This is a genomic window from Thermoplasmata archaeon (assembly GCA_035622275.1).
Lineage (GTDB): Archaea > Thermoplasmatota > Thermoplasmata > Lutacidiplasmatales > UBA184 > Lutacidiplasma.
On sequence record DASPVQ010000018.1, the window covers coordinates 1 to 22,368 of the forward strand.

23 protein-coding genes, 1 tRNA gene and 1 rRNA gene are annotated in these 22,368 nt (G+C 74.5%); 12 read left to right on the plus strand and 13 right to left on the minus strand.

The features are described 5' to 3' along the window. The 5 genes from VEL82_04900 to ribH form a co-directional block, all read left to right on the plus strand. A 16S ribosomal RNA gene (locus VEL82_04900) occupies positions 1-140 on the plus strand; the annotation flags it as partial. Between the two features lie 144 nt (positions 141-284). Then, a complete protein-coding gene (gene ribB, locus VEL82_04905) occupies positions 285-1,013 on the plus strand; it encodes a 3,4-dihydroxy-2-butanone-4-phosphate synthase (GenBank protein ID HXW67194.1) in 729 nt (242 codons plus the stop codon). Beyond that, positions 998-1,441 (plus strand): adenylyltransferase/cytidyltransferase family protein, encoded by a 444-nt coding sequence (locus tag VEL82_04910; GenBank protein HXW67195.1) that lies wholly within the window; start codon positions 998-1,000, stop codon positions 1,439-1,441. The genes ribB and VEL82_04910 overlap by 16 nt, the downstream gene beginning before the upstream one ends. Beyond that, complete coding sequence (ribC, locus tag VEL82_04915; protein HXW67196.1) at positions 1,438-1,911, plus strand: riboflavin synthase; 474 nt, start codon at positions 1,438-1,440, stop codon at positions 1,909-1,911. The genes VEL82_04910 and ribC overlap by 4 nt, the downstream gene beginning before the upstream one ends. A gap of 12 nt (positions 1,912-1,923) precedes the next feature. Continuing rightward, positions 1,924-2,361 (plus strand): 6,7-dimethyl-8-ribityllumazine synthase, encoded by a 438-nt coding sequence (gene ribH, locus VEL82_04920; protein HXW67197.1) that lies wholly within the window; start codon positions 1,924-1,926, stop codon positions 2,359-2,361. Between the two features lie 21 nt (positions 2,362-2,382). Here the strand turns inward: ribH and VEL82_04925 are convergent, their stop codons facing one another. Continuing rightward, positions 2,383-3,645 carry an MFS transporter gene (locus VEL82_04925; GenBank protein HXW67198.1) on the minus strand — a complete coding sequence of 421 codons (1,263 nt, stop codon included), beginning with the start codon at positions 3,643-3,645 and terminating at the stop codon, positions 2,383-2,385. A 133-nt stretch (positions 3,646-3,778) separates the two neighbouring features. Next, positions 3,779-4,135, minus strand: coding sequence for a hypothetical protein (locus tag VEL82_04930; protein ID HXW67199.1), 357 nt, complete (start codon positions 4,133-4,135; stop codon positions 3,779-3,781). A gap of 122 nt (positions 4,136-4,257) precedes the next feature. Between VEL82_04930 and VEL82_04935 the strand changes: the two genes are divergently transcribed. The 4 genes from VEL82_04935 (at position 4,258) to VEL82_04950 (ending at position 8,600) form a co-directional block, all read left to right on the plus strand. After that, positions 4,258-4,998, plus strand: a complete 741-nt coding sequence (locus VEL82_04935; GenBank protein ID HXW67200.1) for a biotin--[acetyl-CoA-carboxylase] ligase — start codon at positions 4,258-4,260, stop codon at positions 4,996-4,998. Further along, the gene (locus VEL82_04940) at positions 4,995-6,545 is read left to right on the plus strand and encodes an acyl-CoA carboxylase subunit beta (GenBank protein HXW67201.1); all 1,551 of its coding nucleotides are present in this window, start codon (positions 4,995-4,997) and stop codon (positions 6,543-6,545) included. The genes VEL82_04935 and VEL82_04940 overlap by 4 nt, the downstream gene beginning before the upstream one ends. Before the next feature lie 11 nt (positions 6,546-6,556). Further along, complete coding sequence (locus tag VEL82_04945) at positions 6,557-8,080, plus strand: pyruvate carboxylase subunit B (protein HXW67202.1); 1,524 nt, start codon at positions 6,557-6,559, stop codon at positions 8,078-8,080. A 64-nt stretch (positions 8,081-8,144) separates the two neighbouring features. Beyond that, positions 8,145-8,600, plus strand: coding sequence for an acetyl-CoA carboxylase biotin carboxyl carrier protein subunit (locus VEL82_04950; GenBank protein ID HXW67203.1), 456 nt, complete (start codon positions 8,145-8,147; stop codon positions 8,598-8,600). A gap of 1 nt (position 8,601) precedes the next feature. Here the strand turns inward: VEL82_04950 and VEL82_04955 are convergent, their stop codons facing one another. Together VEL82_04955 and VEL82_04960 are read right to left on the minus strand one after the other, a co-directional pair. Then, positions 8,602-8,946, minus strand: a complete 345-nt coding sequence (locus tag VEL82_04955) for a hypothetical protein (protein HXW67204.1) — start codon at positions 8,944-8,946, stop codon at positions 8,602-8,604. Between the two features lie 13 nt (positions 8,947-8,959). Next, positions 8,960-9,292 (minus strand): hypothetical protein, encoded by a 333-nt coding sequence (locus VEL82_04960; protein ID HXW67205.1) that lies wholly within the window; start codon positions 9,290-9,292, stop codon positions 8,960-8,962. 111 nt (positions 9,293-9,403) lie between these two features. Between VEL82_04960 and VEL82_04965 the strand changes: the two genes are divergently transcribed. Continuing rightward, positions 9,404-10,846: an RtcB family protein gene (locus tag VEL82_04965; GenBank protein ID HXW67206.1), complete on the plus strand. Its 1,443-nt coding sequence runs from the start codon at positions 9,404-9,406 to the stop codon at positions 10,844-10,846. On the opposite strand, the gene VEL82_04970 is transcribed toward VEL82_04965, so the two are convergent. Further along, a complete protein-coding gene (locus VEL82_04970) occupies positions 10,843-14,688 on the minus strand; it encodes a PKD domain-containing protein (protein ID HXW67207.1) in 3,846 nt (1,281 codons plus the stop codon). The genes VEL82_04965 and VEL82_04970 overlap by 4 nt on opposite strands. Before the next feature lie 105 nt (positions 14,689-14,793). Here VEL82_04970 and VEL82_04975 point away from each other — a divergent pair, with 105 nt between their 5' ends. Further along, complete coding sequence (locus VEL82_04975; GenBank protein HXW67208.1) at positions 14,794-16,131, plus strand: site-2 protease family protein; 1,338 nt, start codon at positions 14,794-14,796, stop codon at positions 16,129-16,131. Then, on the plus strand, positions 16,101-17,285 hold the full coding sequence (locus VEL82_04980; GenBank protein ID HXW67209.1) for a hypothetical protein: 1,185 nt from the start codon (positions 16,101-16,103) through the stop codon (positions 17,283-17,285). Before VEL82_04975 ends, VEL82_04980 begins: the two co-directional genes overlap by 31 nt. On the opposite strand, the gene VEL82_04985 is transcribed toward VEL82_04980, so the two are convergent. The 8 genes from VEL82_04985 to VEL82_05020 form a co-directional block, all read right to left on the minus strand. Continuing rightward, a complete protein-coding gene (locus VEL82_04985; GenBank protein ID HXW67210.1) occupies positions 17,215-17,877 on the minus strand; it encodes a CDP-alcohol phosphatidyltransferase family protein in 663 nt (220 codons plus the stop codon). The two genes, VEL82_04980 and VEL82_04985, sit on opposite strands and share 71 nt — an antisense overlap. A 9-nt stretch (positions 17,878-17,886) precedes the next feature. Beyond that, entirely contained in the window at positions 17,887-18,474 is a 588-nt protein-coding gene (locus VEL82_04990; protein ID HXW67211.1) for an AAA family ATPase, read from the minus strand. Next, positions 18,438-19,670 carry a serine hydroxymethyltransferase gene (locus VEL82_04995; GenBank protein HXW67212.1) on the minus strand — a complete coding sequence of 411 codons (1,233 nt, stop codon included), beginning with the start codon at positions 19,668-19,670 and terminating at the stop codon, positions 18,438-18,440. Before VEL82_04995 ends, VEL82_04990 begins: the two co-directional genes overlap by 37 nt. Beyond that, positions 19,651-20,247, minus strand: coding sequence for an exosome complex RNA-binding protein Csl4 (locus VEL82_05000; GenBank protein ID HXW67213.1), 597 nt, complete (start codon positions 20,245-20,247; stop codon positions 19,651-19,653). The genes VEL82_04995 and VEL82_05000 overlap by 20 nt, the downstream gene beginning before the upstream one ends. A gap of 124 nt (positions 20,248-20,371) precedes the next feature. After that, positions 20,372-21,115 carry a hypothetical protein gene (locus tag VEL82_05005; GenBank protein HXW67214.1) on the minus strand — a complete coding sequence of 248 codons (744 nt, stop codon included), beginning with the start codon at positions 21,113-21,115 and terminating at the stop codon, positions 20,372-20,374. A gap of 31 nt (positions 21,116-21,146) precedes the next feature. Further along, entirely contained in the window at positions 21,147-21,785 is a 639-nt protein-coding gene (locus tag VEL82_05010) for a methyltransferase (protein HXW67215.1), read from the minus strand. A 56-nt stretch (positions 21,786-21,841) separates the two neighbouring features. Next, a tRNA-Leu gene (locus VEL82_05015) sits at positions 21,842-21,946 on the minus strand. A 4-nt stretch (positions 21,947-21,950) separates the two neighbouring features. Then, positions 21,951-22,244 (minus strand): PRC-barrel domain-containing protein, encoded by a 294-nt coding sequence (locus tag VEL82_05020; protein HXW67216.1) that lies wholly within the window; start codon positions 22,242-22,244, stop codon positions 21,951-21,953. Positions 22,245-22,368: the final 124 nt, after the last annotated feature.

The following is a 22,368-nucleotide window of genomic DNA, read 5'->3' on the forward strand; positions in this document are numbered from 1 at the left end:
TTGCACACACCGCCCGTCAAGTCATCCGAGTTGGGTCGGAGTGAGGGTGACTCATCTGGGTCGCTCGAACTTCGGTTCAGCAAGGGGGACTAAGTCGTAACAAGGTATCTGTAGGGGAACCTGCAGATGGATCACCTCCTACGAACGCCGGCCTCGCGCCGGCGCTCCGGGTCGCGATCCGATGTGCTGACGCACGAACGCGTACCATCCTCCCCCATCGGCCATCAACCCATTTTTGAGTAGTTACCACTGACTTATTAGCCACGCCCCGCTGGGTAGCGCTCGTGATCGCCGCGCGCGTGCTCCGCCCCCGGTCCGAGGCGGTGGCCGCGGCCGCGCGCGCGCTCGCGGACGGCGAGCCCGTCCTGATCTTCGACGCGCCCGACCGGGAGCGCGAGACCGACCTCGTGGTCCTCAGCGAGCGCATGACCCCCGAGCTCGTGCGCCTCCAGCGCCGCGACGCGGGGGGCCTCATCTGCACGGCGATCTCCGACGAGCTGCGCCGGCGCCTCGAGCTGCCGTTCGCCGCCGACCTGCTCGCGATCGGGGCCCCGCGGTTCCCGACGCTCGCCCAGCTCTCCGAGCGCCCGCGCTACGACCGCCGCAGCGCCTTCGGCATCACGATCAACCACCGCGAGAACTACACCGGTGTCTCCGACAACGAGCGGGCGCTGACGATCCGCAGCGTCGGCGAGCTCGCGCGGCGCGCGCCCGGGCTCTCCGACTCCGAGGTCCGCGGCCGATTCACGCGCGCGTTCGTCTCGCCGGGCCACCTGCCGCTGATCTACGCCGCGCCCGGGCTCCTCGCGGAGCGGAAGGGTCATACGGACCTCGTCATCTCGCTCGCCCGGATGGCGGGACTCTCGGAGTCCGTGACCGTCTGCGAGATGCTCGGGGATTCGGGGGGCGCCCGGGACCTCGCCGCCGCGCGGCGCTACGCGGACGCGCACGGCTTCCCGTTCCTTAAGGGCGCCGAGCTCATCGAGGCCTGGAAGGCATGGGCGTCCGCGTGATGGCGACGGGGGTCTTCGACCTCCTCCACCCCGGCCACGTCTACTTCCTGAGCGAGGCGCGCAAGCTCGGCGACGAGCTCGTCGTCGTCGTCGCCCGGGACCGGACCGCCCGGCGGCTCAAGCACGAACCGTACGTCCCCGAGCACATCCGCCGGCAGATGGTCGAGGCGCTGAAGCCGGTCGACCGGGCCGTGCTCGGCTCGACGTCCGACATCTACGAGACCGTCGTCCACGAGCGGCCGAACCTGATCGCGCTGGGCTACGACCAGGTCTGGAACGAGTCGGAGGTCGAGGCCGAGTGCGCCCGGCGGGGCGTGCCGGTCAAGGTCGTGCGGATCGGGCGGGCCCCGCACGACGACCTCGCGACGCGCCGCCTCGTCGACCGGATCCTCGACCTCGCCGCCCGCCCGAAGGAGCCGACGCCGTGAAGCGGATCGGCGTCGCCGACACCACCTTCGCGCGCGTCGACATGGCCCCGAGCGCGATCCGCGCGCTGCGCGGCGCCGGCACCGGCTTTCGCATCCTGCGGCGGACGGTCCCCGGCATCAAGGACCTCCCGGTCGCCTGCCGCCAGCTGTTCCGCGTCGACGGCGCGGACCTCTGCCTCGCCCTCGGGATGCCCGGGCCGGCCGAGCTCGACCGCTCGAGCGCGGAGGTCGCCTCGCTCGGCCTGATGATGACCGGCGTGCTCGAAGGCAAGCCGATCGTCGAGTGCTTCGTCCACGAGCGCGAGGCCGACGGCGCCCGCGCGCTCGCCGAGCTCGCGCGGCGGCGGGCCGAGGAGCACGCCCTCAACGCCTACGCGTTACTGTTCCGACCCCGCGAGCTCGCCCGGCATGCCGGCGCGGGGCTCCGCCAGGGGTTCGCGGACGTCGGGCCGGCTCGTCCGGTCCGCTAGGAGGGTCGGTCGATGCCGAAGTCGGGGAGCGAGGGAGCGGGAGTGACCGTGGCGATCGCGGCGAGCGAGTACAACTTCGACGTGACGCTGCTGATGCTCGAGCGGGCGAAGGAGGAGGTCGACTTCCTCGGCGCGCGCCTCGGGCCCGTGGTCAAGACCCCCGGCGTCTTCGACCTGCCGCTCGCGGTCCGGGCCCTCTGCCAGCGCTCCGACGTCGACGCGATCGTCGCGATCGGCGCCGTCATCGAGGGGGAGACCGGCCACGACGAGGTCGTCATGCACCAGGCGGCCCGCAAGCTCGCCGACCTCGCGGTGGAGTACGGCAAACCGGTCGGGCTCGGCATCTCGGGCCCCGGCGAGACCCGGCTCCAGGCGCAGGACCGGATCGAGAACGCGGCCAACGCGGTCCGCTCCGCGGTCAAGATGGTCCGGCGGCTGCGCGCGCTCTGAGGCGCGGGCCCCGCCCGCCGCTCAGTAGGCGATCCGGCGCGCCTCGGAAAAGAGCGAGACGCCGAGGCCGGCCATCGCCAGGATCGCCCCGCCGGCGAGCACGTAGACGAAGCCGATCGAGGTCACGCTCGCGAGCCAGCCCGCGACGAACGAGCCGAGCGGGGCCGCGACCAGGATCAGCGCCAGGAGCACCGCCATCGTCCGGCCGAGCAGGCGCGCGGGCACTTTCGCCTGGACCGCGGTCAGGAGCGGGACGTTGACCACCGAGAGGACCCCGCCGACCGCGAAGGCCTCGGCCAGGGCGAGCGGGATCGACCGGGTCAGGCCGAGGAGGACGATCACGACGCCCGCGACGGCGAGGCCCGCGAAGACGACCGGCCCGACCCGGCGGCGCAGGTCGATCTTGCCCACGGCCAGCGCGCCGACGATCGCCCCGACGGCGATCATCGCCCCGAGGAGCCCGTAGGTCGCCGCCCCGCCGCCGAGCACGCGCTCGGAGTACGGCGCCCACAGCGCGAAGACCGCGTTGCCGCAGAAGTTGACCACGGCGCCGACGGCGATCACCTCGAGCAGGAACCGCTGGCCCCGCACGTAGCGGAAGCCCTCGGCGAACTGGGCGCCGAAGCCCGCGCCGCCCGCGGCCTCGGCGGGCCCCGGGCGACCCACGGCGGCGGCGATCCCGGCGACGATGACCGCCGCCGCGAAGAACGTCAGCGCGTCGTAGGCGATCGGGAGCGTGACCCCGAAGAGGGCGACCACGACCCCGCCGATCGACAGGCCGACGACCTGGGTCGACGAGCTGCTCAGCTGCATGAGGCCGTTCGCCGCCCCGAGGTCCGCGGCGCCCACGGTCTGGGGGATCAAGGTCGTCGACGTCAGCCGGACGACCTGGCCGCCCGCGCCGAGGGCGGCCACGACGGCCAGGATCGCCGGGAAGCTCAGCGCGTGGGCGAGGATCAGCCCGGAGAGCGCCGCGACCAGCAGGCCCTCGACGACGTTCGTCACGAGCAGGATCGTCCGACGCGGCCAGCGGTCGACGTAGACCCCGAAGAACGGGGAGAGGACTACCGAGGGGAGGATCGAGACCGCGACGACGAGGCCCACCGCGAAGATCGAGCGCGTGCTGGTGAGGACGAGCCACAGGAGCGCGACGTCGAAGACGTAGTCGCCGGACTGCGAGATCAGCTGCGAGGCCCAGAGCAGCAGGAACGGACGGTGTCCGAGCGCGCGTCGGAAGCTGGGCCCGCTACCGGGCGGCGCTTCGGGAGGTGGGACGCCGCCGATGGGTCAGCCGCCCGCCCGGGACCGGTCGCGCGGGCGGCGTGCGGCGGTCGGAGAGGCGTGCTCGCCCGTCACGGTCGTTCCCGGCGCGAAGGGCGCCGACGATGCGATAAACGCTGCGCACCCAGCGTCCGCGCTACAGCCCGAGCCGGCCGCGCAGGTAGTCGAACGCGGCCCGTCCCTTCGCGGTGTGCGTCGTCACGGCCGGCGGCGGCGCGTCCGCCCCGCTGCGCCCGCGCGTCCGGATCGCGCGCGCGAGCCGATCGTAGGCGATCTCGACCGTGACGTCCGGCCGCTCGCTGGGCCCCGGTCGGACCGAGGTCGCCCCGTCCGCGCCGACCCGCAGCGTGGCCACGCCCCGGTCGGTGCGGAACTCCCAGTCCTGCGGGAGGTAGGCGCGCAGGAAGCCGCCGAGCAGGCCCCCGAGGCGACGGCGGATCTCGGGCTCGAACTCCTGCGCCGCCGCGGCGAGCAGATCGTCGAGCTCGGGCACGGCGACGGCGTAGCGGCGGGTCGGTAAAACGGCGGTGGCCGCCGGGGCACCCGCGCGGGCGTCGGACAGCCGCGACACAAACGGTTATGCGCCGCGGACCTTCGGCGCGACCGGGGATCGCGGTGGTCGGCGCCCGGGAGGTGTACGACGAGCTTCCCTCGACGCAGGATCGCGCGATCGCGCTCGCGCGCGAAGGGGCGGCGGACGGCACGCGGGTCGTGGCGCGCCGCCAGCGCGTTGGCCGGGGGCGCTCCGGGCACTCCTGGGCGTCCCCACCGGGCGGCCTGTACCTGTCGATCGTCACGCGCACCCCGCCGGTCGGCCTTCCGCTCCTGCCGCTGGCGGTCGGGGTCGAGCTCGCGGATGGGCTCGACGCGCGCTGGTCGATCCGTGCCCGGCTGAAGTGGCCGAACGACCTGTTCGTCGAGCGGCCCGGCGTGGGGGTGGGCAAGCTCGCGGGCGTCCTGGTCGACTCCGTGGCGGACCCCGAGGGCCAGCCGGTGCAGGTCGTCGGCGTCGGCGTCAACGTGCGCCGTCCGCCCGGAGGCTTCCGCGGCCCGATGGCCGTACCGCCGGTCACGCTCGAGGACCTCGTCCGGCCGGCCCCCACCCCCGAGGAGCTCGAGCCGCTGGTCGCCGCGGCCGTCGCGGCCGCGCCCGCCGCCCTCGCCTCGCCCGAGCGCGTCGCCGCGACCGTCGGGCGCTGCCGCGCCCGCCTCTTTGGCGTCGGCCGCCGCGCGCGTTCCGACGGGGGCGCGCGCGGGACGATCGCGCGTCTCGCGGACGACGGCGCCCTCGTCCTCGATGTCGGCGGCACTCCGGTCGCGCTGCTGAGCGGCGAGGTGTCGGTGGAGGTCGCGTGAGCGAGGCGTTCGAGCGCTGGTCGGTCCTCAAGCGCAAGGCCCGCGAGGGCGGGGGGGCCGAGCGCGTCGCCAAGCACCGCTCGGCGGGGAAGCGGACCGCGCGCGAGCGCCTGGAATCGTTCTTCGATCCCGGCACGTTCACCGAGGTCGACCCGTTCGTCACGCACCGCGTCGAGAAGTTCGGCCTCGCCGAGCGACGCCCTCCCGGGGACGGCGTCGTCACCGGCTGGGGGGAGGTCGAGGGCCGGCCGGTCTGCGCGTTCGCCCAGGACGCGACCGTGTTCGGCGGGGCGCTCGGCGAGGCGCACGCGATGAAGATCGTCAAGGTGATGGAGACGGCCCGCAAGGCGGGGGTGCCGATCGTCGGCCTCGACGACTCGGGCGGCGCGCGGATCCAGGAGGGAGTGATGAGCCTCGGCGGCTACGGCGAGGTGTTCTTCCGCAACGTCGCGCTCTCGGGGGTGGTCCCGCAGCTCTCGCTGATCCTGGGCCCCTGCGCCGGCGGCGCGGTCTATTCGCCGGCGATCACCGACTTCGTCATCATGGCCCGAGGGACGGGCCAGATGTTCATCACCGGGCCGGACGTCGTGCGCGCGGTGACCGGCGAGGACGTCACGATGGAGGCGCTCGGCGGCGCGGAGGCGCACGCGACGCAGAGCGGCGTCTCGCACTTCACCGCCGCCTCCGACCTCGACGCGATCGCGCTCGCCCGGCGCCTGCTCGGCTACCTGCCGCTCAACAACCTGGAGGAGCCGCCGAGCGCGCCCGCGACCGCGCCGCCCGAGGCGGCCGCGCGCGAGCTGCCCACGATCGTGCCCGAGGACCCGAACGCGCCGTACGACGTGCACGCCGTGATCGACCGGGTGCTCGACCCCGGCTCGTTCCTCGAGGTCCAGCCGGACTGGGCGACGAACCTCGTCGTCGGCTTCGCGCGCCTGAACGGGTCCGCGGTCGGGGTCGTCGCGAACAACCCGGCCTCGCTCGCGGGCACGCTGGACATCAACGCGTCCACCAAGGGCGCCCGGTTCGTCCGCTTCTGCGACGCGTTCAACCTGCCGCTCCTCACGTTCGTGGACGTGCCCGGCTTCCTTCCCGGCACGGCGCAGGAGCACGGCGGCATCATCCGGCACGGGGCGAAGCTGCTGTACGCCTACGCCGAGGCGACGGTGCCGCTGCTGACCGTGATCCTGCGCAAGGCCTACGGCGGCGCCTACGACGTCATGTGCTCCAAGCACCTGGGCGGCGACCTCAACCTCGCCTGGCCGACCGCGGAGATCGCGGTGATGGGCGCGGAGGGCGCCGTCAACATCCTCTACCGCCGCGAGCTCGAGCGCGCGAGCGAGGGCGAGCGCGATCCGCTGCGCGCCCGCCTCACCGAGGAGTACCGGGCCGAGTTCCTCAGCCCGTACCTCGCCGCCGAGCGCGGCTACATCGACGACGTCATCGATCCGGCCGAGACGCGCGCGCGCCTCGCCGCCGGCCTCAAGATCCTCGCCTCGAAGCGCGACGAGCGACCGGCCCGCAAGCACGGGAACATCCCGCTGTAGCGAGGTCGGCGATGGTCGGCATCACCGATACGGTCCTGCGCGACGGCCACCAGAGCCTGATCGCGACACGCATGCGCACCCGCGACATGCTGCCGGCCGCCGAGCGGCTCGATGCGATCGGCTACCGTTCCCTCGAGGTCTGGGGCGGGGCGACGTTCGACGTCGGCCTGCGCTTCCTGCGCGAGGATCCCTGGGAGCGCCTCGCCGCGCTCAAGCGGGCGATCCCGCGCACCCCGCTCCAGATGCTCCTGCGCGGCCAGAACCTCGTCGGGTACCGGCACTACGCCGACGATCTCGTCCGCAAGTTCGTCGCCGCGGCCGCGCGCGGGGGGATCGACGTCTTCCGGGTCTTCGACGCGCTGAACGATCCGGCGAACATGGAGGTCGCGATCGACGCGGTGCGCCGGGTCGGGGCGCGGGCGCAGGGGACGATCTGCTACACCGAGTCGCCGGTCCACTCCCTCGCGTCGTTCGTCGCGCTCGGCCGCCGGCTGAGCGAGATGGGGGCCGACGAGCTGTGCGTCAAGGACATGGGCGGGTTCATGCCGCCGGTCCCCGGCGCCACGCTCGTCCGCGCGCTCGTGAAGGAGGTCGGCCTTCCGGTCGCCGTCCACACGCACTCCTCGAGCGGGATGTCGACCCTGACGTGCCTCGCCGTCGCCGAGGCCGGCGCCACCTCGATCGACACGGCGCTCAGCCCCTTCGCCGGCGGCACCTCGCAGCCGGCGACCGAGGCGCTCGCCGGCGCGCTGCGGGGGACGCCGTACGACCCGCACCTCGACCTCGGCGGGCTCGCCGAGCTCGCGGAGTACTTCCGCGGCGTCCTCGAGCGCTACCGCCCGCTGCTGAACCTGCGCTCGCTCCAGACCGACCCCGAGGTGCTCATCCACCAGGTCCCGGGGGGCATGCTGTCGAACCTGTTCCACCAGCTCGAGGAGCAGGAGGCGCTCGGGCGCCTGAACGAGGTGCTGGACGAGGTCCCGCGGGTGCGGGCCGATCTCGGCTACCCGCCCCTCGTCACCCCGACCAGCCAGATCGTGGGCGTGCAGGCCGTCGTCAATGTCCTCACCGGCGAGCGCTACCGGCAGATCACGAAGGAGGTCCGCGACTACGTGGCCGGGCGTTACGGGAGGCCGCCGGGCACGGTCGATCCCGCGCTGCAGGCAAAGGTCGGCGGCCCGCCGGCGGCGGGCGGCGCGCGCCCCGCCGAGGGCCTCCCCCCGGAGTTCGACCGCGCGCTCGCCGAGGTCCGCGCACGCTGGCCCGGAGCGGGCGAGACCGACGCGATCTCCTTCGCGCTGTTTCCCGAGGTCTACCCGGGCTACCGGGCCGCGATCGAGGCCGGCCTCACGCCGGACGTCCTCGCGGCGGCGGCGCTCGCGGTCGTCGCGAGCCGGCGCGGGCCGGCCCCCGCGCCCGCGGCCCCGGCCGGCACCGGGGCGGCCGGCGTGAGCCCGTGGGCGCACGAGGGGCGGGCCCGGCTCCAGGCGCACCGGAGGTGGGTCGACGCGCGTCCGCGTCGAGCGGGACGGTAAGCGGACGATCGTCGACGTCGCGCCCGACGGCGCGAGCGTCGCGATCGACGGGCGGACCTACCCGGTGACGGTCGTGCGCGCGGGCCCGATGGGCGTCGAGCTCGAGATCGCCGGCGAGCGCGTGAGCGTCGACCAGTGGCCCGAGGGCGCGCCGGAGCCGCCGGGGCCGGTCGACGTGAACGGCGAGCGCGCGCCGGCCGCGATCGAGCGGTTGGGCCGCGCGGACGAAGCGCCGGCCGAGCGCGCCCCGGCCGTCCGGGCTCCCGCAGCGGCGCCCGTGGCGCCGCCCCCGGTCGCCGGGGCGGTCGCGGTGGTCCCGCCGATGCCCGGCCGGGTGATCGAGGTCCGCGTCGCCGAGGGGGACCGGGTGCGCAAGGGCGAGGTGCTGCTCGTGCTCGAGGCGATGAAGATGCGCAACGAGATCGCGAGCCCGGCCGACGGGTTGGTGCGGGGCCTGCGCGTGAGCGCGGGCACGAACGCCCGCGCCCGCGAGCCGATGCTGTTCGTCGCCCCGGACTGAGCTAGGCGTCGGGCTCGTCCGGCGCGCTCGTCGCCTCCGGGGGCAGCGGGCCGCGGTCGAGCCGGTCGGCCTCCTCGACCGGGTCCTCGAACTCCTCGCCGTCGAGCTCGATCGGGCCCGAGGAGGTCACGGCGGCCCGGGACGGCGCCCGGACCGGCGGAACGTAGGGGAGCCGGGCGTACGCCACCATGTAGGTGGCGGCGAGGGCCCCGGGGATCACGAGGAGCGCGAGAGCGTAGAGGTGGAGCCCCACGAGCAGGCCGACGACCACCACCCCGACCGCGATCGCGGCGAGGACCAGGGCCATCAGCCAGAACGGCACCCGCGCGAGGCCCGACGCCGCCACCCGGTCCCCTCGCTCAGCTCAGGCTCGGGCGCGCGTGGCCGCAGGCGGGGCAGCGGCTCGCACTCGGGTCGATCGGGGCGGCGCAGTAGATGCAGAAGCCGACCGCGGGCGCGGCCGCGACCGAGCCTCCCGAGGGCAGCGGCGCGCCCGTCGAGGTCGGGGGGACCGGCCCGCCGCCGAGCGGTCGGTTCGTCCACGGGCGGTAGAGCAGGTAGAGGCTCAGCAGCATCCAGCCGACGAGCACGTAGAAGGCGATCGACGCGAACTGGGGGAGCGTCTCGAGGACGAGGATCGCCGCGACGAACGCGATCAGATTGGCGAAGGAGAGGACGGTCCGTAGAAGCATCGCTCGAGCGGCCGACCTAGGCGCGCCCCGCGTATCTCCTTTCGCCCCGGGACCGGCGCGCGTGCGCTCGCGTCTAATAGACCGCACCGCTGGGCGCGCACCGTGCCGAGCGTGCCCCCGCTCGTCCGGCGGGACGAGTTCACCTACGAGATCCCTCAGGACGCGGTCGCGGGGATGCGCGTTCCCGGACTCCTGTTTTCGAACGAGGCGCTCCTCGGCGGCGTCGCGGGCGACCCATCGCTCGGGCAGCTCGCGAACGTCGCGACGCTCCCCGGCATCCAGGGCCACGCGCTCGCGATGCCGGACATCCACTTCGGCTACGGCTTCCCCGTCGGGGGCGTCGCGGCCTTCGACCTGGACGAGGGTATCGTCTCGCCCGGGGGGATCGGCTACGACATCAACTGCGGCGTCCGCCTCCTCCGCACCGACCTCGGGGTCGACGAGGTCCGTCCGCGGCTCCACGAGCTCGTCGACCGCCTCTACCGCGAGGTGCCGAGCGGCGTCGGCTCGCGCGGCGGCCATCCGCTCGCGCGCGGCGAGGTCGACGAGGTGCTGGCGGGCGGGGCGCGCTGGGCGGTCGAGCACGGGCTCGGCCGCCCCGAGGACCTGGAGGTCCAGGAGGAGGAGGGGCGGCTCGCGTCGGCCGACCCCGCCGCGGTCTCGGACGGCGCCCGGCAGCGCGGCCTCAAGCAGCTCGGGACCCTGGGCTCGGGCAACCACTTCCTCGAGGTGCAGGCGGTCGACGCCGTCTTCGACCCGGCGTTCGCCCCCGTGCTGGGCCTCGCCCCCGGCCGCGTCGTCGTCATGCTCCACACGGGCTCGCGCGGCCTCGGCCACCAGGTCGCGACCGACTTCATCCAGGAGATGGACCGCGAGCTCGCCGCCCGGGGCACCGCGCTGGTCGACCGGCAGCTCTCGTGCGCGCCGATCGCCTCCGAACCCGGCCAGCGCTACCTGAAGGGCATGGCCGCGGGCGCGAACTTCGCGTGGGCGAACCGCCAGGCGATCACGCACGGGGTGCGCCGCGCGTTCGCCGCGACCTTCCGGCGCTCCGAGGAGGAGCTCGGACTGTCCGTCGTCTACGACATCGCCCACAACATCGCGAAGGTCGAGGAGCACCGGGTCGACGGAGGGCGGCGGCGCGTCCTCGTCCACCGCAAGGGGGCGACGCGCGCGCTGCCCGCCGGCCGCGAGGAGGTCCCGCTCCCGTACCGGTCGCACGGGCAGCCCGTCCTGATCCCCGGGGACATGGGGACGGCGAGCTACGTGCTCGCGGGCCTCCCCACGTCGCTGGAGCGCTCCTTCGGCTCGTCGTGCCACGGCGCGGGCCGCAAGCTGAGCCGTCACGCGGCGGAGCGGGCGTTCCGCTACGACGAGGTGACGCGGGGGCTCGCCGCGCGCGGGATCGTCGTCCGGTCGACCTCCCGGGAGGGGGTCACCGAGGAGGCCCCGGGCGCCTACAAGGACGTCGAGGAGGTCGTGCGCGTGGCCGAGGGCGCGGGGCTCACGCGGCGGGTCGCGCGCCTCGTGCCCCTCGGGGTCGTGAAGGGCTAGCGCGTCGGCGCGGGCCGCGGCCGCCGGGCGAGCGCAGCCGCGCTCAGGATCGCGCCCGCGGCGATGCCGGTTCCGAGCACGAACGCCGCGAGAGGGATCCCCGCGAGCGACCGGCCACCGCCCCCGCCGGGGGGCGCGGCGCTCGTGACGACGATCGAGAACGAGCGGTTCACGGAGAGCCCGCGCGCGTCGCGGGCGGTCACGACCGCACGGAACGTGCCCGGCGCGTCGAACACGTGGCTCGCGTTGCCGGTCGGCGCCCCGGCGCCGTCCCCGAACGCCCAGGTGAGCCCGTACGGGGGCTGGCCCCCGGACGCCGACGCAGAGAAGGCGACCGACAGCGGCGCCGGGCCGCCGGTCGTCGACGGACCTCCCACGATCCCCAGCGAGGTCGCCTCGCTCACGTTCACCGAGAAGGAGTCGACCGCCGAGTCCGACCAGGCGTCCGTCGCGTTGAGCGTGACCGTGTAGCTGCCCGGGGCCGCGAAGGCGTGGGAGGCGCTCGCACCCGCGGCCTGCCCGCCGTCGCCGAACGCCCAGTCGAGCGCGACCGGTCCCGGTCCCCAGGCGCTCGCGCTGCCGTTGAAGGTGGTCGGCGCCGTGCCCGCGGCGGGGGCGCCGCGCGCCTCGAGGAGGAGCGCGTCCGCGCTCGGGACGAATCCGCCGGCCTCGACGGCGAAGAGGGGAGCGAATGCGAACGGGACCGAGAAGTTCGTGTCGTTGTCCAGCGCCTGGGCCTCGAGCGCGCCGTACAGCGTCGGCGCCGCAGGCGCGGCGAAGAACGTCCGCAGCGCCTCGGCCCGGTCGGAGGAGCCGCCGGACGTGTCCCAGGCGATCGCGGCCGGAAGATCGGCGCCCCGGCCGTCGACGATCGCGGCCGAGAACGCTACCGTCGTCCCCGATTCGAGATCGATGGCGGGGTCGATCGTCGCCCGCAGGTACGGCCCCGATCCGTCCGCCGCGCCGACGTCGATGAGGAACGCCTCGCTCACGTTGCCGTACGCGGAGTCGCCGAACGAACCGACCACCCAGTCGAGACCGGGCGAGGAGAACGTGGCGGTGATCGACGGCGCGGTCTCGTTCGTTCCGTCGCCGAGTTCCCAGCGGGCCTCGATCGGGGGGCCCGGTCCCCCCGCGCTCGCGTTCGCCCAGAAATCGACCGACAGCGGTGCGGGCCCATCGGTCGGCCCCGCCTGGAAGCTGACGGCGATCGGCGGCTCGACGGTCACGTTCGTCTCGCCCACCACGTGCTCGCCGATGCTGTCGTTCGCGTACAGCCAGACCGGGAAGCGGCCGGCGGACCGGAAAATCGCGCAGCCGCAGGCCGCGACGTACGGGTCGCTCGAGACCCACTGCTCGGTGACCGTGCCCGTTCCGCCCTGCACGTCGAACAGGTCGGGGAAGTCGGCCGGGGCGTCACGCGGAGCGGGGGAGAGGTTCGGGGTGACGGTCAGCGGGCCGAGCCCCGACGGGCAGCTCGGGGCCGGAGCGCCGCCCACTGCGATCGCCATCGGCGCGCTCTCGCCCCCGTCCGGCGGGCTCGAGGCGTCGGAGACGATCGCAACGGCGCAGAAGCCGCCCGCGACCGGATAGGCGTGGACGGCGGTCGACGCGGAGCTCCCGTTGACGAACGTCCCGTCGCCGAAGGAGAGGGCGAAGGCGTAGGGAGCGACGCCGCCGGACACGCGGGTCGTGAACGTCACGCCCGCGCCCGCCGCCGGGGCGCTCGAGGAGACCGAGAGGTCGACCGTCAGCGCCCGGCCGCCGCCGACGACGAGCGTGATCGGCATCGAGTCGGAGAGGTTGCCGGAGGAATCGATCGCGTAGCCGGTCGCCGGGAAGACGCCGGCGTCCGTGTACGTGTGGGAGGCGATCCCGCCGCTGGCGGCGCCCGCGGTCCCGTCGCCGAAGCTGACCGCCTCGATCGGATACGCGCCGGTGCCGCCGCGCGGGTCGACCGCGAAGGTGACCGTGAGCGGCGCCCGGCCGTAGGTGACCGAGGCGCCGAGCACGACCGACAGGTTCGACAGCGTCCTCGGACCGGCGGCGAGCTCGGGGACGAGAGCGCCGACGATCGGGGAGCCGATGCCGGTGACGGCGTTCCAGCCCGGCCCGGCGGGGTACGGGTTGCTCCCCGAGACGATCTCGTGGAAATCGCTCGGGTAGTCGGCCGAGCCGAGGATACCGTAGAGCGACGGGTCGAGGAAGCCGAGGCTCGCGCCCGCGTACTGGTCGGCGATCGCCGCGATCCCGGCCCAGATCGGCGTCGCGACGCTCGTTCCCGCGACCCCGGTGGCGTGTCCGTCCTCGACGATCTCGACGCCGGGCGCGGCGATCGCGGCGACGTCGGGGACGCCCCGGCCCGGGCTCGAGGCATTGACCCCAGTTCCGTTCTGCCAGGCGGGCCGGGGGAACGGTGCGTACCCTCCGCCCGAGCCGCCCTGGTTCTGGCAACCGGGCGCGCTCGCGCCCGGCGCGTTGCCGCTCCATCCGACCTCCCCGAGCCAGGTCCCGTTCGGCTCGACGGACAGCTGGGTGCCGCCGACCCCGGTGACGAACGGGTCGGAGGCCGGGAAGCTCGTCGAGAGCCCGCTCGTGCCGTCCGAGGCCCCGCAGTCGCCGCTCGCCGCGAGCACCGTGATCCCCTCGGCGGCCGCGAACTCGAGCACCGGGCCGAGGATCGCGTACGAGCCGTCGGTCGACGCGTTGCACGCCTGCGCGCACGGCCCGGCGTAGGCGTTGAAGGTCCCGACGTCGGGCTCGCCCCAACTCAGCGAGATCACGTTGACGTCCGGGTGGGTCACGAGGTAGTCGATCGCTTCGTAGAGGCCGACGCCGGAGTTGGGCGAGAAGGTCATGTCGATCGTCGCGCCCGGCGCGCTCGCGTGCACCCACTCGAGATCGAGCGCCTCCTCCAACCCCCAGCCCGTGTCCGTGCCGTTGAGGTTCCCGTGGGTGGGTACCGGGTACAGGAACCGCACGGACGGCGAGGGCAGCCCGAACTCCGTGTCGAACGCCGCGAGGTCGCTCGCGAGCTGGGGCTGGGGCTCGACGCCGTCGTAGGCATCCACGATCGCGATCGTCGTGCCGGTGCCGTTCGTGCCCGCGCCGAGGAGACCGAGCTCGTCGTAGGCCGTCTCGACCTGACAGGGGATCAGCGCCCCCGTGGCGCCGCAGCCCGAGGAGGCCGGGGAGGTCGGGAGGAGAGGGCCGGTGCCGGCGGCGAGCGGCGCGATCGCCGACACGTTCCCGAGGCCGAGGGCGCCGGTCCAGGGCACGCCGGCCGGCAGTCGGGCGGCGGAGAGGTGACTCACGAACGGCCGACCGTCCGGTAAGCGGAACGTCTCGAAGGAGGTGTGGAACGCCGCGGCGACCGCGCTCGCGGGGCCGGCGACATCGAGCAGCAGCCCGTCGGGGCTCGGTCGGACCGAGAGCCCCCACGACGAGAAGTACGCGCTCGCATCGGCGATCGCGCTCGGCGCGGCTCCGAAGTCCCGGGCGAGCGGTCCGATCGAGAGGTCGTGGCGGTCGAGCGGCGCACCGGGCGTGGCGATGGACGCGGCCGTCGCCGCGAGCCCGCTCGGGTCCTGACCGGCGAGCCCGACCACGACGTCGAGCGGCTGGTCGCCGGCGAGCGCTCCGGTCTCCGTGACACCGGGGGAGGCGACGTACCCGGGCGCGATCTCCACCGTACCGCTCGCCGGCGCGGCCCCGACCAGCTCGCCGGCGTGGGTGCCCGGCGCTCCGAGCGCCACGGAGGGGGCCCCCGGCGCGACCACCCCGAGGGCCCCGAGGAGAACGAGCGTCGCCACGAGGCACGGGGCGATCGTCCGGAGCGCCATCGGAGCCAGGGTGAGGGGGGGCCGGAGCGGATAGACTTGACCGGTCGCCGCCGGCGCCCGCAAGAGCTCATAACCCGCGCCCGGCGTAACCGGCGCGAGGGCGTCGTGGATCCGTATCTCGGCTACGAGATCGCCCTGCTGGTCGTCGCGGTCTACGGCGGGACCGTCTACGCGCTCTACCGACGGGGCCTGGTCGGCCCGGACCGCGCGCTCAGCCTGCTCGGACCCGCGCTGATGATCAAGACGCGCCGGGGGCGCTCGGCGCTCGAGCGCTGGGCGCGCTTCCGTCGCTTCTGGACGGCGGCAGCCGATCTCGGGATCGCCCTCGCGGCGATCGCGATGGCCGGGATCACGATCCTCCTCGTGATCGACGCGATCGTCGCGCTGCGGATCCCCGCCTCGGCGGCGCCGCCCGTCACGGAGGCCTTGGGCCTGCCCGGCATCAACCCGGTGATCCCGATCGGCTACGGGATCGTCGCGCTCGTCGTCGGGATCGTACTGCACGAGCTGGCGCACGGGGTCGTGGCCCGCTCGCAGGGGATCGGCGTGAAGACGATCGGCGTGCTCTGGTGCGTGGTCCCGGTCGGCGCGTTCGTCGAGCAGGACGACGCGGACATGCAGGCCGCGACGCGCCGCCGCCGGGACCGGGTCGCCGCGGCGGGCGTGCTGGCCAACTTCGGGCTCGCGCTCCTGTTCTTCGTCGCCCTGTCGCTGCTCGTGGCCTCGTCGGTCGCGCCGAACGCGAACGGGGTCGGGGTCGCGCTCGTCGAGCCGAACACCCCGGCGGCGAACGCGACGATCGCGCCGGGCGACATCATCACCTCGATCAACGGAACGAGCACGACCACGAACACGCTGTTCGAGGCGTCGCTCGCGGACACGCACCCCGGCGAGGTGGTGCCGGTCGTCTTCTTCTCGGCGGCGCTCGGGCGTCCGGTGAGCGTGAACGTGACGCTCGCACCCAGCCCGACGATCGCGGGGCGCGGCTTCCTCGGGGTCGCGGTCACGTTCCTCACGCCCCCGCAGCTCCAGTCGACGCTCGTCTGGCCCCTCGGCAGCTCGAGCGGGCCGCTGACCGGCGGGATCGACTGGCTGGTCCTGCCGCTCGCCACGATCGAGCCGATCGGTGGCTCGACCGCGCAGTTCTTCCACCTCACGGGCCCGCTCGCTGGCACGGACCCGGGCTCGTTCTGGATCGGCGCGAACGTCCTCTACTGGCTCGCCTGGATGAACCTGCTCCTGGGCCTCTCCAACGCGCTCCCGCTGGTCCCGCTCGACGGCGGCCTCCTGTTCCGGGACTTCGCGAGCTCGATCGCGGCCCGGCTGCGCGCCGGCTGGTCCGCCGCGCGGCTGGAGGAGTTCGGGAGCCGCGCGGTGGCCGCCTCCTCGGTGATCGTCCTCGTGCTCCTGCTATGGCAGTTCATCGTGCCCCGCCTGCTCTAGACGCGCGCTCGGTCTTCGCGCAGTACCCGTTCCTACCGGGGGCGGAAGCGCTGCTCGGCGGCGAGCCGGTATCGATCCGCGCCCTCCTGGAGGAGTCGGCGTACTCCCGGGCCCGCGCGCTCGGGCGCGCCCGCGTGCTCGCGGGCGCCGACGATCCGAGGGCGAGCCGGAACGTCGAGGAGCTCGCGGCGGCCGCGCCCGACGTGCGCTACCTGTCGTTCCTGTTCGCGCGCATCGTGCTCGCGGCCGCGCCGTCGCCCGCCGCGCTCCGGCGCTGGGCGGTCGCCGAAGCGAAGCGTGCCTTCGCGCGCCTGCGCGAGACGCCCGCCGAAGAGCTCGTGGACGTCGCCGGACGCCTCGACTTCACCTTCGATGAGCGCGGTGGGCGGCTGGCGATACCGCTCGTCGACTACCTGCGCCTCGCCGTGCCGATCCGGGAGGCCGACTTCCGGCTCAGCCGGCAGCAGCTCGACCGCGGCCAGGTGGTCGTCGGCGCCCCGCGCGCCGCCCGCCTCCTCGAGGAGGCGATCCGGCTCGAGCTCGCGCGGCCGGTCCCCCTCGCCGACGACGTGCGCCGGACGGTCGCGGCCTCGGAGGACGAGCTCCTAGCCTCGGTCGCCGAGATGATCCCGGCCCCCATCGCGCGGGGCGCGGGGCCGGCCGGACGCCTCCACCCCGAGTGGTTCCCCCCGTGCATCCGCAAGATGCAGCGCGTGCTCGAGGCCGGCGAGAACCTGTCGCACTCCGGCCGCTTCGCCCTCGCCGCCTTCCTCCACCGGGTGGGCGCGGACTTCGAGACGATCGTCGACGCCTACCGCGGGGCGCCCGACTTCGACGAGTCGATCACGCGCTACCAGGTCGAGCACATCACGCACCATGACGACGGGCAGGGCTACACCCCGCCCGAGTGCGACACCCTGCGCAGCCACGGGCTCTGCTTCCGCGACGGCGATCCGAGCGCCGCGCGGCCGATCGACCGCGAGCGCGACGCCCGCTGCTTCGAGCCCAGTCTCCGCCACCCGCTCCAGTACTACCGGCGACGTGGCGGGACCGTCGCGATCGACCCGCCCGAGGGCCGCGCGACTACCGGCCCGGGGGCAGCGCCCGATAGACCCGAACGGCGCGCGCGATCGCCGTCCACTGCCCGGCGATGACGAAGTACAGGAACGCGACGTCGATCACCGTGAACGCGAGCCCGTCGACCGCGAAGCGGGCCCACGGCATCGTCGGCGCCCACGGCCAGGGGAGCGACCAGTCGAACTCGAGGAACGCCGCCACCGCGAGGACGACGAGCCGATCGACCCGGGAGAGCAGACCGGAGTAGAGCCGGCCCTGACCGAGGGCTTGGGCCTGCGTGCCCATGTAGCTCGTCAGGAGGACGCTCGCGAGCGCGAGCAGCGCGAGGATCGGGTTCGCGTAGCCCGACGCGGCGAACCCGACGACGAGCAGGAGGTCCGCGTAGCGATCGAGGACGTGGTCGAGGAGGTCGCCGCGGGCGGAGGCGCGACCGGTCGCCCGGGCGACCTCGCCATCGAGGACATCGAAGAGTCCGGTGAGGAAGATCAAGACCGCGACCGGCAGGAACAGCAGCGGCGTCGTCCATCGGACCAGCGCGGCGAGCGCCGCCGCGGCCCCGGCGCAGCCGAGCGCGGTCCACGAAAGGCCCGCCGGCGACCAGCCGAGGAACGGACCGCGAATCCGGGCGAGGTACGGGGCGACCCGGGCCCGGTATCCCTCGAGGACCATCGGCTCCGGCTAGCTGGCCCCGCCCAGAAGATGCTTTTGCACCCACGGGTCCGCGAGCCAGTCGACCCGGCCGTAGGCGCTGGGCCCCCGGCCGCGGACCCGCCGCAGGACGGCCCGCGCGACCGCGGCGGCGGGGCGCCCGGTCGTATCGATCTCGTAGACGCGCCGGGCGCGGGCCAGGGCCTCGACGAGGACGAGGTCGAGGGCCTCGGCGGTGACGTTCTCGGCCCGGTCCGAAGGCGTGCCGCGGCCCGCGCGCTCTAGCCGCGCGCGCAGCTCGCGCGGGTGGCAGCGCAGGACGACCGCGTCGCGCAGCGGCAGCCGGTGCGCGAGGTGGCCCACCACGAGGTCGACCCCCCGCAGCGCGGGGCCCGAGCGCACCCGCCGCGCGAGCCGCGGGAGGTCGACGCGGACCGCCCCTCGCGCGCGTCGACCGGTCCCGGTGGCGAGCGCGAGGTCGCCGACCTCGACGCAGGCAAGGCGGCCGGCCAGGAGCCGGGCGACCGCGCTCTTCCCCGTGCCCGGCGTTCCCGTGAGCGCGAGCGCGCCGAACCAGTGCCCTAGGCGAAGCGGAGCGCCCGGAACTCCCGGCGCCAGGCCCGCACCTCCGCGCCGACGCGCTCGCCGCGCAGCCCGCCGCGCACGATGAGCTCGGCGAGCCGCGGCATGTCCGCGGCCGTGAGCCCGAGTCGCGCCACCTCCGCCGTCCCGATCCGCCCGACCAGGTCGATGAGCAGCCGCTGGCGCTCGAGGCGTCGGGCGAACGCCCCCGCTCCGATGCCGAAGCGCGCGCGGAGCGCGCCGCGATCGAGGAGGAGCTGATGGCAGGCCGTGAAGCCCCTCGCCGCCGCGACCAGCGGGACCCCGCGCTCGGCGAGGGCGCCCGCCAGCCCCCGCGCGTCTTCGACGACCGTGCGGGCGTACTCCTCGCCGCAGCGCTCGAGCTCGAGGAGCGTCTGGGCGAGGGCCGCGATGCGGTGCCAGTGGGCATTGTCGAAGATCCGCCAGACGAGCGCCGGCGCGATCTGCGCGAAGAGGTCCTCGCGGTCGGTGACGAGCAGGCCCCCCTGAGGGCCGGGGAACGACTTGTGGGTGCTCCCGAAGACGACGTCCGCCCCTTCCTTGAGCGGATCCTGGAACTGCCGACCGGCGATCAGGCCGAGGACGTGGGAGGCGTCGTAGAGGACCAGCGCGTCGGCGGCGTGGGCCGCCTCGGCGATCTCGCGCAGCGGGTACGGGAACAGCAGGAAGCTCTGTCCGAGGAGAACGGCGTTCGGCCGCTCCTGGCGGATCGCGGCGACCGCCTCCTCGGCGCCCACGCCGAAGCCGGGGCCGCTCGCGGGCATCGGCCGGACGGTGTGGCCGAGCAGGGCGGGAACGAACCCGGGCGCATAGCCGTCGTAGCCACCGGACTCCGGCGGGATCGACAGCAGCCGGGACCCGCGCGGCAGGAGCGGCGCGAGCGCGGAGAGCGCGGCGAGGTGCCCGGAGAGCGGGCGGGTGGTCGCGCAGCGGGCCCGGAAGACCCGCGCGGCCGCTGCATCGGCCAGGCGCTCGATCGCATCGGTGTAGCGCGTGCCGGTGTAGCTGTTGTCGATCGCCTCGCCGTCGAGCGTCGTCGGGAGCGGGAGCGTGTAGCGACCGGCGAGATCGCTCGCCAGGTAGCGGCGCGCCGTCGGGGAGACCGCGTTCTCGCTCGCGAGGAGGTTGAACACCTCCCGACCGCGCCAGCGATCGTGGGCGCGGACGAGCGAAGCGAGGCGGCGCTCGTCCTCAGGCCGAGGGAGGGCCATCCGCACCCGGCATCTTCGGGAGGTCGCCCTTCGCCATCTTGCGGGACTCCTCGTGACCGCAGCGCGGGCAGACCAATCCCCCGCGCGGCGTGCGCGCGAGCAGCGCGTGGCAGACCTGGCAGCGTGCCGAGACGACCCCCAGGTTCGCGGCGCCGGTGGTCAGCTTGATCGACGGCCGGGGCTGGATCACGCGGGCGAGGACGATGTCGCCGACGGCGAAGACGTCGGCGAGCGACTCCGTGTAGCCCTCCTTCGCCTTCGAGATGTGGATCGTCCCCTCGGGCGCGCCGGGCACGCCGCGGGGGCTCTTCGTCGTCGCGACGACGGTGCAGATCGCCATCGCCGACTTGAGCTCATCGATCCGGGCGAAGACGAGGTCGCCCTCCTGCACGTCGGGGACCCCGTTGAACGGATCGACGCGCACCGTGCGGTCGCGCGGGTCGACGGAGGGCGTGCCGAGCAGGGAGGCGTAGATGCGCCCCCGGTTCTCGTAGGCACCGCGCCCGGGGAGGAACTCCTCCGCAGGCCCGAGGTAGTCGCCGGGGAGCGCGATCTTGGGGAGGTCCGTCGTCGTCATCGGTGAGGCGGCCCGGGCGGACGACCGGCCGGACCGCCCCGGTCCGACGCCCCCGGGGGCGTGCGCCGGCGCCTGTCCGCCGGGCTCGATCCCCGCGGCCGGGGCGCCGAGCCGGCGGGCCGACTTAACTCTTGGCGTCCGCGGACGCGATCGCCGGCGCGTCGGGGCGGTGCGGGGCCGGCGCGACCGCCGGACCCGGATCGGGCGCCGGCGCAGGACCGCCCTGCAGGGCGCGCACCACGTCCTTGACACTGAGCAGCGCGCTCAGCTCCGGGAGGATCTCCACCGCGTCCCGGGCGCGGCGCGCGGTGCCCGAGAAAACTTCCGAACGAACGTGGCCGCCCCAGACGGTCACCGCCCCGGTTCCCGGCGGCGCGGCCGCCGGCGGCGGCTTGAGGCTGCCGGCCATCACGACCACGACATCGCTCTCGTAGGCCCGACCGAACGCCCACCAGAGGAGGACCGCGAACACCGCGGCGAGTCCGGCCCAGGGCAGGCCGTAGAGCGGGTCGGAGAACAATAGCGCGTCGAGCACGCCGAGCGCGAGACCGCAGCCGAAGATCCCGACGATCGCGACCCGCTTGCGCCGCGACGCGGGGCCCCGGCGAAAGTTCCGCTCGCCGGCGACCGGTGCCCCGAGCGTCGGCGGGAATCCCCCGTCCGGGGCGACGAGGGCGAGGTTCTCGAAGCCATCGGCGGCGAAGACGGAGCGGACCCGTGCCTCGACCGACGCCCCCGGCGCGAGCGCGAGACGGATCGTCTGGCGGTACGGGAAGCTCGCCGGATCGGCGACGTAGAGCGGCCGACGGAAGAACCGGCTGGGCCGCGGCGTCGGACGTCGCGCGGTCCCCGGCCTTCCCCCCGCCATGGGTCCTCCCACCGTCCTACGCGGGCACTCCTCAAGGAGTCGTCGGGAGCGCCGCAGCGCGCGACGCTCGAGGCGTCCGCACGGCCCACAGGTCGACCCCGAGATCCGCCCGGGCGCGGGTGTGGTGGGCGAACACGCGCGGCAACGACCAGGGGATCGAGCGGGTCCAGGCCACTAAGGCACCGGCGTCGGCGAGCCGCGCGAGCACGAAGGCGCGCGCCGACGTCAGGGCGAACCCGTAGATCGATCGGCCCGGCCCGGCGAGGGCGGCGTCCCAGAACGGCCGGTCCGCGTGACGTCGCTGGGCTCCGAACGGCGGGTTCATGATCACGACCTCCGCGGGGCCGTGCCAGCTCGCGACGTCGCCCGCGGCGAACTCGACGCGCACGCGCGCGCGCCGGGCCGTCGCCCGGGCGACCTCCACCAGCGTCGGATCGATCTCGATCCCTTCGACCGGTGCGGCCCCCAGCAAAGCGGCTCCGATCGCGAGCCGACCCGTGCCGGATCCGAGGTCGGCGACGCGCCGGCCCGCGAGGTTCCCCTCCGCGAGCGCTGCCAGCAAGAGCTCCGCCGCTGCCTCGGGCGGCGTGACGACCTGCTCCCGATCCGCCCGGGGTCGTGCCGGAGCCGGCACTGCTCCAAGACGTCGGACCAATTCCGAGCGCCGCATCGACGTCGGACGGTCCGACCGGTAGATACGCTCGGCGCGGTCACCGGGAGAGCGGAAGCGGGGAGCCGGATTTGAACCGGCGAACGCCTTCGCGACGGGATCTCTTCGCCGGACGGCCGGCGTTTAAGTCCCGCGCCGTTTCCGGGCTTGGCTATCCCCGCGCGGTCAGCGGGCGGCCGCGGCCTCGGGCGCTGGCGCGGCCCGGGCCGCGCCCTTCTTCACCGAGACGCGGCGAGGGAAGTACTTCAGCAGCACGACATCGTTCACCGCGGACACCCAGCGGTAGGGGACGTTGACGGGTCGCGAGTCGTCGACTAACATCGGGCTCGTCTCCTCGACGTACAACCCGTCCGCCTTGGCCGCCTCGACGTCGACGACGACGTTGTCGACCTCGCCCAGCAATCGTCCGTCCGGCGTGTAGATCTGGCGCCCCAGGAGCTCGGTCATCTCGACCAGCATCGGAATGTCTCCCGAAGTAGCGAAGACCGGCGACCCCTTTTTATCACTTTGGGCGCAGGGGACGCGTTCGGACGGCGCTGTCGATCCCGGCGCGAGTGATCGCCCGAGCCGTGCGGGTCCGCCC